Raw genomic sequence first — 15,876 nt, forward strand, 5'->3', positions numbered from 1 at the left:
TGTTTCACGTGTCCGCCGAACGCAGGCCGAGGACGGACTCGAGCAGCTGATCGGGCCGGTCGGGGAGGACGTCGCCGCGCCAGGCGATCACATGGTCTGCTCGCACGAGCAGGTGGCGCACCCCGACGTGCTCGCGGTAACCCGGCTGGGCCACGGCGAGCTCGGTCCACGGGATCCGGTGGAAATCCGCTGCCTTGCGCCATTCCTGGGGCACGGGAAGGCCATCCGTGGTGATGAGGGTCAGGCCCGGTCCGAGTTCGTCGTAGAGGGACGTGGTGGGGCCGAGCCAGACGTGCGGCAGCCGCATGCCCGGAGCTGACGACGGCCGGTAGACCGAGATCTCGGACGATGGGGCGGGGCCGTCGTCGGCGACGACGATCGGCGAGTCCGGGCAGCCCGTGCCGAGCACGAAGCCGAGCGTGGAGAACTCCTGCGTCTTCGTCCGCCGCACGGCAGCCGCGGCGTCCTGCCGGGCGATGCGGCCCGCCTCGCCCGGTTCGGTCAGGTGCGGGCTCGCGAGCTCGGGGGTGAGGACGGCCATGTTGGCCGTGGCCGCGGCTATCGCGCGCTGGGCGAACGGGCGGCGTTCGTGCTCGTAGGAGTCCAGCAGGCCGGCGCCGCCCCAGCCCTGCAAGGTCGCGGCGAGCTTCCAGCCCAGGTCGACGGCGTCGCCGATGCCCGTGTTGGCCCCGAAACCGCCCCACGGCGGGTTGAGGTGCGCCGCGTCGCCGGCCAGGAAGCACCGGCCGTGGCGGTACCGGTCGGCGACCAGCATCCGGGCGGTCCACGGATCGCGGGAACGGACCCGGATCGGGGTGGCCGCACCGGTCATGGCGCGCAGCGTCGCGGTCACCCACTGCTCCGGCGCGTCATCGGGGGCATCGATGAGGATCGCCCACCAGGTGTCCGCGGTGTCGAGGCGGCCCAGCAGGCCACCCGCACCGGCGCCGAGCACCCAATACTGGACGGCCTCACCGTGGTCGTGGGCCGCCGCGAGGCCCGGGGCTTCGAAGATCACCTGCAGGTTGCGGACGGCGTGACTCGTGCCGCTCAGTGCGATCCCGAGGCCGCGCCGGACGGTGCTCCGCCCGCCGTCGGCGGCGGCGAGATAGCGGGCACGCACGTTACGGGTCGTGCCGTCGGCGCCGACGACGGTCGCGGTGACCGACTCGTCGTCCTGCACCACGTCCTCCACCCGGCCGCCCCACCCGGCCGTTACCGAGGGGCGTGTGGGGAGGGTCGCCCGCAGAGCCTGCTCGAGCCGGTACTGCGCGGTCCACTGGCCGGGCTCGGGCAGTTCGGGGCGCCGGCGGTCGGTCAGCGCGAAGACCTCGTCGAACCGGACGATCTCGGTGCCGGTGAGGCTTGTGCAGAACACGGTGCGGTCCGACCAGCCCGCCGGGAACGGCGAGTGAGCGCGAACCGCATCGGCGACGCCGAGGCGGCGGAAGTGTTCCATCGATCGCGGGTTGACCTGTTTGCACCGGGGCGACGACTCGTCCGGGGCATACCCCGGCTCGATCAGAACGACGTCGACACCGCGGGAGCCGAGCTCGTGGGCGAGGGTGAGCCCCACCGGGCCGCCACCCACGACGAGCACGTCGGTGTCCACGGCTCGGTTCATGGTGTGCCGTCCTTCTGTGCGCCTCTGGCGGGCACGTCAGAGAGGTCGATGCCACGCGTCTCGCGGCTGAAGTACATGACGATCGCGCCGAGCACAGCCATCACCGACGCGTAGATCAGGAACAGGCTGGAGTTCCCGGCTCGGTCGAGCGACGTCCACAGGTACGGGGTCAACCCGCCGAAGACGATCGCGGCGAAGGCGTACGGGATGCCGATCCCGATGCCGCGGATGCCGGTCGGGAGCAGCTCCGCGAGCACCGCGGGGGTGACCGACGCGACGAGCGCGAAGACGAGCAGGGCGATCGCCTTGGCGAGGGCGAACTGCCACACCGAGCCACCTCGCGACAGCGCTTCGAGGGGGAACGACAGCGCGGCGACACCGATGGCGAACAGGTAGAAGTTCGGTTTGCGGCCGATCCGGTCCGACAAGGCACCACAGACAGGAAGGAAAAGCACGAAGGCCAGGTCGGACAATGCGCTGCCCAGATACGTCGCGGAGGGGTCGAGGTGCAGGACGCTGATGGCCCAGGCGGGGCGGGCGACCGACCACGAATAGAAGAACACGGTTCCGGCGCCCATCAACAGGAAGACCTTGCCGACCGCGACACGGTGCTGCCACAGGCCCCTGAACAACGACGGCCGGCCGTTCCGCGCGGCGGTGGCGCGGGTCTGCTGGGTGAACGCCGCGGTTTCCTCCAGCCCGCGCCGCAGGATCAAGGTGAGCAGACCGATCAGGGACCCCAGGACGAACGGGAGACGCCAGCCCCACGCCGCCATCTGGGCGTTGCTGAGCAGCGAGGTCAGCCCGGCGCCGATGAGCGAGGCGACCAGCGACGCGCCGACCCCGAAGCAGAGGATCGAACTGGCCCACAGGGCTCTGCGATTATCCGGGGCGGCTTCGGAGATATAGGTGTAGGCGGCGCCGGCCTCGCCGGTGTGGGCCACGCTCTGGAGTGTCCTGGCCAGCAGCAGGATGACCGGCGCCAGGATGCCCACGGTCGAGTAGGCCGGTACCACGGCGATCAGGAGCGTGCCGAAGCTCGCACACCCCACGGACCACAGCAGCGAGACCCGTCGCCCCTTCCGGTCAGCGAGCCAGCCGAAGAACCAGCCGCCGAACGGCCGGATCGCGAACCCGGCACCGAACACCACGAACGCCGCCAGCAGAGCCGCCGCCGGGTCGACCGCGGAAAAGACCTGGCGCGCGAAGAACGGGGCGAAAATGCTGTAGAGGCCGAACTCGAACCACTCGATGAACGTGCCCAGACCGATACCCAGCAGCGTTCGCAGCCGGCCTGCCTGGCGACCCGCCGGCCGGTCGCCCGAGGTTTCTGCGGATTCGACATGGGTGGGAAAGGATTCAGCTGGTGTCGTCGGCATCGTCGCTCCTTTGCGAGGTGAGCCTGGTTGCTTGGTTGGCCGCGGTCACCCAGACCCGGCAGTCCGGGTCAGACTTTCGCGATCTGGTCGTCGCGGTTGAGCAAGGCCTTCCCGTAGATCTCGAAGTTGACCTGGGGCACGACGATGCCGTGCCGCGCCGCGACAGCGGAGTCACGCCAGATCCGCTGTAGCGGATTGGCGTCGGCGAAGCTGGCGGCACCGTGGGCGGAGAGCAGGACATCGATTGCGTGCGTGATGTTCTTGAGCACCAGGCCGGTGTCGGCGCGCACCCGTGCCCGGATCAGCGGGTCCGGGTAGCTGCCGTTGCGGGCGGCGTTATCCACGTCGTCGCAGGCGCGGTGAGCGTGCAGGTGTGCCGAATCGATGAGCAGGGCCGCCTCGGCCAGCTGCAGCTGGAAGGACACGGACTCGGCCTGCGTGGCGTAGCTGGTGTAGGAGACCTTTTTCGTCGCGGCCTTCTCGGTGACGATCCGCAGCGCCGCGCGGCCGAGGCCGAGCTGCGGGCCGGCCAGCACCAGCGCCATGACCGGCATATACGCCGCGCGGTAGAGCGCTTCATCGGTGTGCTCGGTCGCATAGCGGCCCTCGATCGCCGCCTGCACCCGCAGGATCCGGTGGTCGGGGACGAACACATCGGTGGCGACCAAGCAGTTCGAGCCCGACGCCTTCATCCCGGCGACGAACCAGGTGTCTTCCAGTTCCAGATCGGTGCGCGGGATGAGCGCCACGGCCTGCTCGCGCTCGTCCGTGTCCGTCTCGACCATGATGCCGAGGCCCGCCCAGTCGGCGTGCCAGGAGCCGGAGTTGTAGTACCAGCGCCCGGTGACCCGGTACCCGCCGTCGACCCTGACCGAAGTCGACGTGGGAGCCAGCACGCCGGAGACCTTCGCGCCGGGATTCTCGCCCCACACGTCGTGCTGTGCCTGCTCGGGGAACAACCCGACCATCCAGGCGCAGACGTTGAGCAGTGTCACCGCCCACGCGGTCCCGCCGTCGCTCTCCCCCACCGCGGCCGATACGTCCAGCAACGTGCGTATCGACGTCTCGTACCCGCCGTATCGCTTCGGCTGCGCGATCTTGAAGACCCCGGCGTCCGTCAGCGCGGTGATGCTCGCCTCGACCACGCGCCGATCCGCCTCACCTTGCGCGGAATTGCGGGCCAGCAACGGTTGCAGCTCGCGAACACGGGCGAGGATCTCGTCCGGGGCCGGAATCTCGCTGCCGGCGTTTCGTCGCGCTACCACACTGGTCATTGATCGATACCTCATCTTTCGCATTGGGCATTGCAGAACAGGAAGATGGCTCAGATGAATGGGACGACCTGCTCGTCGACTCCGAGCAGCTGTTTTCCGTAGACCTCGTAGCCGACAGCCGGGGTCAGCAGCGCGTGGTGCGCGGCAACGCTGGAATCCCGCCAGATCCGCTGGAGCGGGTTCCGGTCGGCGTAACTCCCCGCGCCGTAGGCGTCGATCAGGTGCGTGATCGCATCGCGGACGAGCTCGACGACCCATCCGCATTCGGCCCGCACACGACTGCGCGCCACCGGGTCCGGGTAGGTCCCCGCCACGGCCGCACCGTCGATGTCCGCCGCCGAGCGATAGGCGTGCAGGTGCGCCGAGTCGATCAGCAACGACGCGCGGGCGATCTGCGTCTGGAAGACCGCCGAGTCCCGCTCGGCCGCGTAGGTGGTCAACGAAATCGCCCGCGTGGCCGCCTGCGCGGTGACCCGGCGCAGCGCATCGCGGGCCAGCCCCAGCTGCGGCCCGACAAGCACGAGCACCAGCAACGGGTTCCAGGCCGAACGGTACAACGGCTCGTCCGCGACGAGCTCGTTCTCGTGCCGGCCTTCGGCCGCGGCGATCGTGGCGATGACCCGGTGTCCGGGAACGAACAGGTCCTGGGCGATGACCGCATTGCTGCCGGTCCCCCGCATGCCGGCGACGAACCAGGTGTCCTCGATCTCGATCTCGCTCGCGGGCACGATGAAGATGTTGTGCCCGATGACCGTTCCGTCCTCGTCGATGCGCGGTGCCCCGAGCAGACTCCACTCCGAGTGCAGCGCACCCGAGTTGTAGTACCACTTGCCGCTGACCCGGATCCCGCCCTGGGCCGGCCGGGCCTCGGCGGTCGGAGACCCCAGCACACCGGTCACCTTCGCGTCGGGATTCGTGCCCCACACCTCGTCCTGCGCCCGGGTGGAAAAGAGGCCGGCACTCCAGCAGGCCACGTTGATCAGCGTCACCACCCACGCGGTCGAGCCGTCGTATTCCGCGACGGCCGACGACACGTCGAGCATGGTCTTCGCCGAGGTCTCGTATCCTCCGTAGCGACGCGGGGTGCCGAGCCGGAACAGCCCGGCGTCGGTGAGGGCGCGGATCGACTCCTCGGGTATTCGCCGGGTCCGTTCCGCCTCCGCCGCGTTCGCGCGGATGATCTCGCCGATGCCGTGCACCCGCCGGACGAGCTCGTCGTCCGTCGGACGATCGGCCGGCTTCGCTATTGCGTGGACCATTGAGAGACCTCCGTTCAGATGGCGATGCGGGCCAGCGCGGCGGTCCGCGCCTCGATGGACGTGTACTCCCGCAGCCTCATCGACGAGTTCGTCCCGAACAGCCGGTGGCTGTAGACCAACGGCGGCCGTGCGCCGGAGATCCCGGAACGCACGCGGCCGACGAGGATCTTGTGATCACCGGCTTCGACGGCGGAGTCGAGCTCACAGGCCAGCCACGCGGAGCTCTCCTCCAGGCGCGGCAAGCCATGATCGAGCAGCCACGGCACGCCGTCGAACCGATCGGGGCCCGGTCGCGCGAAGGCCAGGGCGAGCTCGCTTTGCGCCTCGGCCAGCAGGTTGACGCCGTAGCTGCCGTTGCCTTCGATCCGATCGAGCAGCCGCGATCCGGATCGGAGCGACACCGCCACGAGCGTCGGCTCGAGCGAGATCGACATGAAGGCGCTCACCGTCGCACCTGCGGGACCGGCGTCCGATACGGTCGTGACAATCGTGACCGGCGCCGGCGTCGACGCCATGATGTCGCGGAACCGCGTTGCGTTCACCACTGGGACCGACCTCCTGAGGTTTGCTGATCCTTCATCCGCGCAGCCACTCGAACGCGGCCGTGTAGAGCGCCTCGACGCGGTCCGGCTGGTCGTCGCCGTAAAGACCCTCACCGACGGTGATGCCGCGCAAGCTCATGAGGAATGCCAGGTAGCGGTACGGCCGGCGGAACCGCCCGAGGTTTTCCTCACGGAGGTCGAGTACGGCGCCGACCTCGACCGGGGCCACCGTGTCGCGCTCGTAGATCGCGTGCAGACCGTGGATGAGCCACCCGGAATCGTGGGCCTGCAGTCGATAGAGGATGCGGATATTCGAGGTCAGGTCGACCGGCACCCCGTTGATCGAGTCGAGCGAGGTGATCGTCGCCGGGACCTCCGCGACCGCTCGATCGCCGCGGAACCGCACGACCGGCAGACCGATGTGGTGCACGGGTGAGACCGGTCCGCGGGCGGCGACCTCGGAGGAGGCGACGAACTCCGCGCCGGAGCCGGTGAACCAGCTGAGCTCGACGATCGAATCGGGATGGAAGCACTTCCCCATTTCGCTCCACCACCGCCGGTCGCGCGCCTGCCGCTCCCGCCCGATGAGCCCGGTCACCGCGACGACGTCATGGGCACGAACTTCCGCCTGCTGGTCCGCCATTGCCGATCTCTTCCTTTTCACCTCGTCGCGCGAGATCAAGAGAGTTAATCCGATTAACTCTGCGAATGACATTAACTCAAGTGACGATCCGTCGCAAGGCGATGAGGTGATCCGGTAGGCTCGCGGTCGTGGACGGCCTGCCAGCACCAACACGCCGGGACCGCCTGCGGGCGCAGACCCTCGAGGAGATCACCGAGCACGCCATAGCGGTCCTCGACGCCGAGGGTGCCGACGCGTTGACGCTCGCATCCATCGCGAAGTCGACCGGCATTTCGACACCTGGTCTGTACCGCTACTTCGCCTCCCGCGACGCGCTGCTGGACGAGCTACAGGTCGTCGCCCACGTCCAGCTCGCGGGGGCACTCGAACGACGGGCCGCCGACTCGGCCGAGCTCGCACCCCCGCAACGAGTGCGTGCGGTCGTCGACGCCTACCGAGGCTGGGCACTCGCACACCCGAAGCGCTACGCGCTGATGTTCGGCGATCGGGTCGCCGGTGAAGGCAACGCGAGCCGCGTCGCGGCAGCGGCCAGTCGCGGGATGGAGGTCCTGATCGCAGCACTCGGCGAGCTCTGGGCGACCAACCTGGAGACACTCCCGAACGAACGACTGGACCGGCAGCTGCACGACTGGATCCGCAGCCGCACCGGCACCCGTGCTCCTTCGCACATCCTGCGGGCCGCCGTGTTCACCTGGACACGGCTGCACGGGATCGTCTCACTGGAGCTGTCCGGCTCCTTCGCCTCCATGGGATTCGATCCGCAACTGCTCCTCGAGGCGGAAATCCAGAACGCACTGGCAGGCTTGACCTCAGCCTCGAAGTGACGCTAACCCAACTGGTGGCGCACCAGATCCCGGAATTCGCCGTGCTCGGCTTGGATGAGGGAGTCCGGCGACCCTTCTTCGATGATTCGGCCATCTCTCATGACAAGCACCCGGTCCGCGGTCATCACCGTCGACAATCGGTGCGCCACAACGATCCTGGTGACGTGCAAGGCGCCGATACTCGCGCTCACGCGCTCCTGCGTCCGATTGTCGAGGGCGCTGGTCGCTTCGTCGAGCACGACGATGGCCGGCTGCTTGGCCAGAGCCTGGGCGAGCATCCGCCGTTGTCGCTGGCCACCGGAGAGTCCTGCGCCTCCGTCCAGCAGAACGGTCGACATCCCCATCGGCATCCGCCGGATGTCCTCCTCCAGCCCCGCAGCTCGCGCGGCAGCCCATGCCTGCGACCAGGTCAGGTGGCCGCTGCCCTGAATGTTGTCGAAGATCGTGCCGGCGAACGGCAACGCATCCTGTAACACGACTCCGCACTGGCGGCGCAACCCCGGCATATTGATGTCCGCCAATTCCTGTCCACCCACCGTTATGCTGCCACTGGCCGGAGATTCGAAACCCGGCAACAGCCGGAGCAGTGTCGACTTCCCGTATCCCGATGGGCCCACCATCGCGACGAATTCGCCGGGGCTTACCCGAAAACTGATGTCTTGCACGGCGGGAACATCATCCACCCCGTAGCTGAAGGAGGCGCGATCGAAGCAGATGTCACCACGGGGCGGTAGCGGGGCGCCCTGTGCGTAGTCCTCGGTTTTCGACTCCAGTAGGGGATTCAGTCTCCTTTTGACGGAAACCATGATGCCGATGTTCTCGGACAGGCCGCCCAGCTGCAGGACCGCGGCGAGGAGGCCCGTGTAGGCAGCGACCCAGCTGACCACCTCCGCGTCATCGAGATCACCTCGTATCGGGCCGGAAAGCAGGTAGTAGGCAAGCAAAACCGAGGCGGTCACGGCGGCCGTCCCGAAGGCGCTCACGACGCCCTGAATCCGGTCGGACCGGCTGCGGGGCGATTGCACCTGGCCAGTCCGCGTCAACCAGCGATCGAACACGAACGGTTCAGCCGCGGCGGTACGCACCTTCGGCAAGGCGCGAATCCACTGGTATACATCGTCATTCAATCGATAGCGGATGCTCAGCGCACGAGCATTCAAGATTACTTGACGAAATGCGACGACGGCGAAGACGGCAAGGTCGACAACGACCACATGAGATTACGGGCCTCGGATCCCGCGGAACACCCGATGCCATTGGCGCTAAACCCTTCATTGCCCCAACAGGAGTGGTCTCAACCGGGAGTGGACGAGGCGTCCGATGATCCGGGTGAGTAGCGCACAAGGTGTTTGCCGAGCGTGTCGGCCAGTTCCTGGGCTTGGCGGACCAGGTCTTCCCGGTAGGTGATGACGGTGTTCCAGTACAGGCAAAAGGTGCCGCGCCTGGTGTCGCCGTTGCACACTGGCATACCCATCCAGCTGCGGAAACCTTCGGAGAAAACGAGATCGGTCACGGATTGGAAGAGTGGATCGGTTTGGGCGTCGGCCACGAAGACGTGTTGATTGTGTTTGACGATATTAGGGAGGACGACCCCCTCGGCCTGACCTTTGATGCGGATTTCCTCGACATAACGGGACGAGAGACCCCGCCAGCGCATCGTGGCCGGCCACCGGGAAGCCGGGTCGGCGGGCCAGACGTTCCCGGTGGCCACGTGGACTCGGTCGGCCCCCAGCGACGCAGTGGCCACCTCGCAGGCGAGGTCGAGCAGTTCGGACAGGGAGCCGACTTTCGAGGCTTGCTTGTCGAACTGCTCGAAATGGTCCGGCCGGGCAGCGGTGCCGCTGGTGATCGTCTCGACGACATGCGTCGAGAGTGACTCCTCGATCCCCGGTCCTTGTTCGACATGGCGGACGTAGAACTCGAGAGCGTCGCTGTCGGACTCGAACGACGCGCGCACGATCAGTTCGTAGGCCCCTGTGGTCAGGTGGACCTCGTCCACCTCGGGCAGGGACGCCAGCCGGTCGGCGACGACGAACCGCTGACCGGAGCGGACCCGCACCAGGACAATGAGCCGTGACGGCGGCGTTTGGCGGTCCAGGGTGGCCACGACCCGCATCCCGTCGCGCTCGATCAATCGGCGGATCCGCTGGCGCACGGTCTTCTCCGACACCCCGACCTTGGCGGCGACGTCGAGATTGGACATGCGCCCGTTCCCGGCCAGCAGTCCGAAGATCTTCTTATCCAGCGCGTCGAGCTCGCGCACATGAACCTCCTTTGACTTTCCCCCCGTGCAGAGTACTCTGCGTAAGTCCGAAGTTCGACCCAGCTAGGTCGAAATTCGGACCTTCAACCCACGAAGAGAGGACGCGGCAAGGCATGCGATTCGCCTTCAGGACCGCCCCGCAGAACACCACCTGGGCCGAGATACTGGCCGTCTGGCAGGTGGCTGACGACATCGAGGTGTTCGAATCAGGATGGACCTTCGACCACTTCTATCCCATTTTCTCCGACAGCCGAGGGCCGTGTCTGGAAGGTTGGACGGTCACGACCGCCCTGGCTCAGGCGACCAAGCGGCTGCGATTCGGAACCCTCGCGACGGGGATCCATCACCGGCATCCCGCCGTGCTCGCCAACATGGCGTCGGCGCTCGACATCATTTCCGGAGGCCGGCTGGAGCTGGGCATCGGGGCAGGGTGGAACGAAGAGGAATCGGCCGCCTACGGCATTGCGCTCGGTACGCCCGCGGAGCGCAGCGACCGGTTCGAGGAGGCCTGCGAGGTGCTCACCAGCCTCCTGACCCAGGAGGCGACCACCTTCTCGGGCAAGTACTACCAACTTTCGGACGCCCGCAATGAACCCAAAGGCGTCCAGCGTCCCCACCCGCCGATCTGCATCGGGGGCAACGGAGAGAAGCGCACTCTCCGCACGGCGGCGCGTTTCGCTCAGCATTGGAGTTTCCTCGGCGGGACCCCACCGGAATTCGCCCGGAAAAGGGACGTCCTCCATGCCCACTGCACCGACCTGGGTCGAGATCCGAGCGAGATTCTCTTGTCCAGCCCCGTGCTCTACGACGGAGACGCGGGAGCCACCGCCGCATCGGCTGCCGCGCTGGGAGAGGAAGGACTGGACCTCGCCATCATCCCCCTGAAGCCACCGCTCGACCCGGCGGTACTCGAGCCTCTCGCGTCCGCCCTTTCCGAGATCGGCTAGCCACCCTCGCGCCAGAAGACGACGCGGAAATGAAAGGCGAAATCGTGGAGGTAGCGCATGGATGTGTTTGAGGCGATGGAGTCGGCCATGACCATGCGGTGGTTATCCGACAAGCCAGTACCGGATGAACTGGTCGAGAAACTGATCTGGGCCGGCACCAGGGCACCGAGTCCGGAGAACTCTCAACTCTGGGACTTCATTGTGGTCAAGTCACCGGAACAGCGTGCACGTCTGCACGAGACCATTGTTCCCGACATCTCCGCGCTCGACGCCATCCGCGGGAGGCTGGCCGGTGCTGCGGACCCGGTGAAACGTCGTATGGGAGAGGGTGCCTATCACCTGATGTCCACGCTCCGGGAGGCTCCGATCCTCATCTTCGTATGTGGGTCATCGTTTGTTCCTGGCGACCCGAGAGAGGACCGCTACCAGTTCTCCGCCATTTACGGGGCCACGCAAAACATGCTCGTGGCCGGAAGGGCACTCGGCTTGGGGGTCGCCCCGACCGGCCTGCATCACCTCAACACCAGAGGCGTCCGGGCAATGCTCAAGGTGCCAGACCACAAGACCATCGGGATGACCGTGGCGGTGGGCTGGCCAACCCGTCCATTCCGTCCCGTCAAACGGAAGCCGATCGCGGACGTCATGCACTTCGATACTTGGTGAACGCCGGGTTTGCCGCCGCGTTGCGGCCCGGGAGCGCTACGCTGGGCGCCGCCGTCGGGAGTGTCGACGATCGGAGCAGGGTTGGGACTGGGGGCGAACGTCACGCGGGCGCAGGTGGTCGAGTTCTGGCGGACGGTGGAGATGTTCGGTCCCCAGAAGGTCGACCCGCCCGATCGGGAACGGCAGATGTTCATGGCACGGCCGGGGCAGCCGCTGCCGTGGGAGCCGGACCACGACCTCGCCGGGTGGCGGATCGATCGGGATCAAGCCTGGCGGCACACCGTCTACCTCGGTATCTACCGCCGCGCTGACGTGTTCGACGTGCTCTCGCAGGTCTTCGAACCGGACCAGGACAGTTATGACGAACGTCCGGGAGGGGACAGCGCGATCGCCGCATTCCTGGTCGGCGAGGACGGCCGGGCGTTGCTCAACTCGGAGGTGTTGTCGAGCTGCGCCTGGGCCACCGGCGAGGTGCACCGGTCTCAGGGCTGTGGACCGGACTGGCTGGCGCTGCTGCAGGATGCCGAACTCGACTTCAGCGCCGAGTGGCGGGACTTCGTCACCGACGAAGTGTTCCCCGGGGACGAGGACACGCCGCCGCAGTACGTTCCCCGGGTTCTGGACTTCGCCGACCTCATGCGGTGCCTGGAGATCGCCGTCGGCGCGGCGGGGACCTCCGCTGCGCTCTCCGTGACGGACATCCGGATCCAGAGCCAGATCGTGGCCCGCCGCAACGCGGACAGCCCCGGCGGTCACGACTTCCTCAACAGCTTCATCATGAGTGACCTTGCCCTGGTCGCGGAGCAGACGGCGAAGGACGACATCGGTGCCGCACTGCGTGACTACCTGCGGCCCGCCACTGAGATTCCCACCGGCCGCCGGGTGGATGTGCGAGATCGGTTGGACCACGTGCTGGCCGGAACCGCACCGCGCGCAGTTCCGAGCGGCCGTTGGCCGAGCAACCCGGCGCACGCACTGGCACTGAACCAGCAATTGGCCGTCATCACCGCGTCCGGCCTGCTGGACACGACCGGTCTCATCGGCGTCAACGGGCCGCCGGGGACGGGCAAGACCACCATGCTCCGCGACCTCATCGCGGACCTGGTCGTGACCAGGGCACAGCGGCTCGCCGCCCTGCCGGAGCCGAGTGGGGCCTTCACCGGCCAACGGTTGAGCTGGCGCACCGGCGAACGCAAACGAGTGATCCATCCGTGGAATCCCAATTTGACCGGATTCGAGATCGTTCTGGCGTCGACGAACAACGGCGCCGTGCAGAACGTCACCGACGAAATCCCGGCGGCAGACGCTATCGACGAGTCGTGGCAGGAACACGCTGCCGAGGTGGACTACTTCACGGACATCGCCACCGCGCTGCTCGCGCCGGGGCCGAAGGCCGAGCCGGGAAAAACGCCTGCCGCCGAGGATCCCCATGGCTGGGCGTTGGTCGCGGCCAGGCTGGGCAACAAGGCGAACCGCAGTCGGTTCGTCGACAACTTCTGGTACCACAAACCGATCGACCCGGCCGCCGACGATGCCTGGCACGGCATGTGGTCCGTGCTGAAGACCTACGAGCAGACGCCACCCGACAGCACGTGGGCGGCCGCCACCGAGGAGTTCAGGACCGCCGAGGCCCGGGTCGAGGAGGTGCGGGCCGAGCGAGCCGCCGTGTACCAGTCGCTCGACCACCGAAGCGGCCTTGTGGCCGGCGTGGCCGGACAACGGCAGGCCGTCGCCGAAGCCGGGCAGCGGGCCGATGCGGCGCGGGCACGCCGCGAGGATGCCGTCGACGCCGAACGCGTCCACAAGGCGGAAGCCGACCGCATCGCCCTGGCCCGGCAGGCGGAGACGGAACAGGCCGCGCGCGATCGCCTGGCCGTCGCCGAAGATGTCATCCGCGAACGAACGGCCCTCATCGAGCGGCTCAGCACTGGCCGCCGGGCCACTGCGGAACGAAAGGTCCAGTCGTACGAGCGCGAAGCGGCCGATCGCTGGACGGCGCACGAAGCCCACCAGGACGACCCGCCGGGATGGGGGGAAATTGTCCGCACCTTGGGCGGTGCGAAGAGGAAGTGGTCCCGAAAGGACAAGTGGCTGGCCAAGCAAGTCGCTGCCGCCAAACAGGAGCTTACCGAAGCGCATCAGGAACTGGGGGCCGTTCAAACGGAGATCGACGCCGCCCAGCGGGATGTCGACGCCGCCGCGTATGAGGTGGAATCCGTGCAGCGCATGCTGACGGCCGGCATACCAGTGCCGGACGTCTACCACGAGCCGCTCGTGACAGCACGGAGGGCGGTCGCGGTGGCCGACGAGGAACTGACCTCGACCGTGCACGCCCACGCGGACGCCACGTCGAAACTCCAGGCGCTGGAAGAAGAACTCGCCGTCCTCGACGGCCGGCTCGCCGACGCGGCCGCGGCCCTCGGCCGGCACTACCCGGACACCGCCTGGTGGCAGGACCGCGAGCGCCGGGAGCTCGCCGCCCTGTGGACCGACGCCGAGTGGAACACCGCGCGCAGCGCCCTGTTCCTCGCGGCTTTGGCTCTGCACAAAGCCTTCCTGCGGCACCTGCCCACCGAGATGCGCCAGAACCTCCAGGCCGCCATGGACGTGGTCAACGGCGAGGCGCCCCGCGACGCCGACGACGAGGCAGTGCTCGCCGCGTGGCAGAGCCTCTTCTTCGTGGTGCCCGTGGTGTCCACGACGTTCGCCTCCTACGCTCGGCTGTTCGGTCACCTCGGCCGGGAGGCGCTCGGCTGGCTGCTGATCGACGAGGCCGGCCAGGCGACGCCGCAGAACGCCGCCGGTGCGCTGTGGCGGACGCGGCGGGCCGTGGTCGTCGGCGACCCCCTGCAACTCGAACCGATCACCGTCCTCCCCTTCCGCGCGGAACAGGCCATCCGACGGGAATTCGATGTCGACGAGCAGTGGTTGACCAGCCACACCTCCGTGCAGCGGCTCGCCGACCGGCTCACCTCGCTCGGCACCTGGCTGCCGGGTGACGACGCCCCCACCTGGGTCGGGATTCCGCTCACCGTGCACCGGCGCTGCGACCAGCCGATGTTCGGCATCGTCAACGCGGTCGCCTACGACGGCCTGATGATCGACGGCACCGCACCGGCGGCCGGCGAGCGGTTCGCGGCCACTTACCCGACGCTGCCGGTGTCCAAGTGGATAGACGTGCCCGGCAATGCCGCCCAGGGCCACTGGATACCCGGCGAAGGCGTCCAACTCGACCGGATCCTGCGGACGCTCGCGACCCTGGACTTCGACATGTCCGACGTCATGGTGATCGGCCCGTTCCGCGACATCGCCCGTCAGGTGCAGACGCGGTCCCGGCGGTACCGCGGCCTGGTCGCCGGCACGGTGCACACCGCCCAGGGCAAGCAGGCCGACATCGTCGTCCTGGTGCTGGGTAGCGCACCTGATCGGCCGGGCGCCCGCAGGTGGGCCGCGAGCAAACCCAATCTGCTCAACGTCGCGGTCAGCCGGGCCAAGCACCGCCTGTACGTGATCGGCGATCATCAGGCGTGGTCGCCCCTGCCCTACTTCAAGGTCCTCGCGACGAAGGTGCCCCGCACCGACCCGATCTGAGCACCTCACCCGCCGGGCATCGGTGCGACCGGATCAGTGGACGTTCAACCCGGCATCGACGGGCAGCGTCACGCCGGTGACATACCGTCCCTCGTCGCTGACGAGGTACAGGATGGCGTTGCTGACGTCGACGGGCTCGACCATGTCCACGGGGAGCGCGTTGGCGACCGCCGCCACTGCCTCCGGGTGGTTCGCCACATGGCCGGCGACGAAAGGGTTCACGATCATCGGGGTGTTCACGCCGGTCGGGTGCACGCTGTTGACCCGGATCTGGTGCGGCGCAAGCCAGTTCGCGACCGAGCGCATCAGCCCCACCACGCCGTGCTTGCTCGCCGCATAGGCGGTGAGAGCGGCGGACCCGTCACCGCCACGGCCGACAAGCCCCTGGGTGGAGCTGGTGAGCACGATCGAGCCACCCCGACCGCGCTCGATCAAGCCGGGCGCCGTCGCGCTGATCGTGTTCCATACACCGGTGAGGTTCACGGCGAGGACATCACCGAACGTCCGATCCGGGTCGGGCTCCGGTCCGCCGACCGGGAAGATGCCGGCGTTGGCCACCACGATGTCCACTCCCCTCCCGAGTTGCCTCTCGCCTCGCGCAAGCGCAGCCTCAAGACCGGCGCGGTCACGAACGTCCGCCACCACGGCCGCGATCCGGCCGCCGGCCTTCTCGACGAGACCGGCCGTCTCGTCCAGATCGTCCTTTGTGGACATCGGCGCCGCGACGGTCGCGATCTGCTCGCAGAGGTCGACGGCGATGATGTCCGCGCCCTCTTCGGCGAATCTGACGGCATGGGATCGGCCCTGTCCCCGGGCCGCACCGGTGATGAAGGCAACTTTGCCCGCGAGTCGTCCAGTCATGGGGGT

The 15,876-nt window shown here is 67.9% G+C and carries 13 protein-coding genes; 4 read left to right on the forward strand and 9 right to left on the reverse strand.

Annotated elements, in window-relative coordinates; genetic code table 11:
- Positions 1 to 4: 4 nt before the first annotated feature.
- The 6 genes from GKO32_RS16295 to GKO32_RS16320 all read right to left on the reverse strand — a co-directional run bounded on the left by GKO32_RS16295 (position 5) and on the right by GKO32_RS16320 (position 6,721).
- On the reverse strand, positions 5 to 1,624 hold the full coding sequence (locus tag GKO32_RS16295; RefSeq protein ID WP_154757721.1) for an FAD-dependent oxidoreductase: 1,620 nt from the start codon (positions 1,622 to 1,624) through the stop codon (positions 5 to 7).
- Entirely contained in the window at positions 1,621 to 3,003 is a 1,383-nt protein-coding gene (locus tag GKO32_RS16300) for an MFS transporter (RefSeq protein WP_154757722.1), read from the reverse strand. The genes GKO32_RS16295 and GKO32_RS16300 overlap by 4 nt, the downstream gene beginning before the upstream one ends.
- 68 nt (positions 3,004 to 3,071) lie before the next feature.
- Entirely contained in the window at positions 3,072 to 4,277 is a 1,206-nt protein-coding gene (locus GKO32_RS16305) for an acyl-CoA dehydrogenase family protein (protein ID WP_154757723.1), read from the reverse strand.
- 50 nt (positions 4,278 to 4,327) lie between these two features.
- Positions 4,328 to 5,536 carry an acyl-CoA dehydrogenase family protein gene (locus GKO32_RS16310; RefSeq protein ID WP_154757724.1) on the reverse strand — a complete coding sequence of 403 codons (1,209 nt, stop codon included), beginning with the start codon at positions 5,534 to 5,536 and terminating at the stop codon, positions 4,328 to 4,330.
- A gap of 14 nt (positions 5,537 to 5,550) precedes the next feature.
- Positions 5,551 to 6,081, reverse strand: a complete 531-nt coding sequence (locus GKO32_RS16315) for a flavin reductase family protein (RefSeq protein WP_312868001.1) — start codon at positions 6,079 to 6,081, stop codon at positions 5,551 to 5,553.
- Positions 6,082 to 6,112: 31 nt separating this feature from the next.
- Positions 6,113 to 6,721 carry a nuclear transport factor 2 family protein gene (locus GKO32_RS16320; protein WP_166459597.1) on the reverse strand — a complete coding sequence of 203 codons (609 nt, stop codon included), beginning with the start codon at positions 6,719 to 6,721 and terminating at the stop codon, positions 6,113 to 6,115.
- Between the two features lie 128 nt (positions 6,722 to 6,849).
- Between GKO32_RS16320 and GKO32_RS16325 the strand changes: the two genes are divergently transcribed.
- Positions 6,850 to 7,545, forward strand: a complete 696-nt coding sequence (locus tag GKO32_RS16325) for a TetR/AcrR family transcriptional regulator (RefSeq protein ID WP_154757726.1) — start codon at positions 6,850 to 6,852, stop codon at positions 7,543 to 7,545.
- A 2-nt stretch (positions 7,546 to 7,547) separates the two neighbouring features.
- Here GKO32_RS16325 and GKO32_RS39125 read toward each other — a convergent pair whose 3' ends face one another.
- A complete protein-coding gene (locus tag GKO32_RS39125) occupies positions 7,548 to 8,759 on the reverse strand; it encodes an ATP-binding cassette domain-containing protein (protein WP_154757727.1) in 1,212 nt (403 codons plus the stop codon).
- An 80-nt stretch (positions 8,760 to 8,839) separates the two neighbouring features.
- The gene (locus GKO32_RS16335; protein ID WP_154757728.1) at positions 8,840 to 9,808 is read right to left on the reverse strand and encodes an AsnC family transcriptional regulator; all 969 of its coding nucleotides are present in this window, start codon (positions 9,806 to 9,808) and stop codon (positions 8,840 to 8,842) included.
- Between the two features lie 113 nt (positions 9,809 to 9,921).
- Between GKO32_RS16335 and GKO32_RS16340 the strand changes: the two genes are divergently transcribed.
- The 3 genes from GKO32_RS16340 (at position 9,922) to GKO32_RS16350 (ending at position 15,009) form a co-directional block, all read left to right on the forward strand.
- Complete coding sequence (locus tag GKO32_RS16340) at positions 9,922 to 10,755, forward strand: LLM class F420-dependent oxidoreductase (protein ID WP_154757729.1); 834 nt, start codon at positions 9,922 to 9,924, stop codon at positions 10,753 to 10,755.
- Between the two features lie 57 nt (positions 10,756 to 10,812).
- Complete coding sequence (locus tag GKO32_RS16345; RefSeq protein ID WP_154757730.1) at positions 10,813 to 11,418, forward strand: nitroreductase family protein; 606 nt, start codon at positions 10,813 to 10,815, stop codon at positions 11,416 to 11,418.
- An 81-nt stretch (positions 11,419 to 11,499) separates the two neighbouring features.
- Entirely contained in the window at positions 11,500 to 15,009 is a 3,510-nt protein-coding gene (locus GKO32_RS16350) for a DEAD/DEAH box helicase (protein ID WP_246243881.1), read from the forward strand.
- A gap of 33 nt (positions 15,010 to 15,042) precedes the next feature.
- On the opposite strand, the gene GKO32_RS16355 is transcribed toward GKO32_RS16350, so the two are convergent.
- Positions 15,043 to 15,870 (reverse strand): mycofactocin-coupled SDR family oxidoreductase, encoded by an 828-nt coding sequence (locus GKO32_RS16355; protein ID WP_154757731.1) that lies wholly within the window; start codon positions 15,868 to 15,870, stop codon positions 15,043 to 15,045.
- Positions 15,871 to 15,876: the final 6 nt, after the last annotated feature.

This window comes from Amycolatopsis pithecellobii, assembly GCF_009707865.1.
Classification (GTDB): Bacteria; Actinomycetota; Actinomycetes; order Mycobacteriales; family Pseudonocardiaceae; genus Amycolatopsis_E; species Amycolatopsis_E pithecellobii.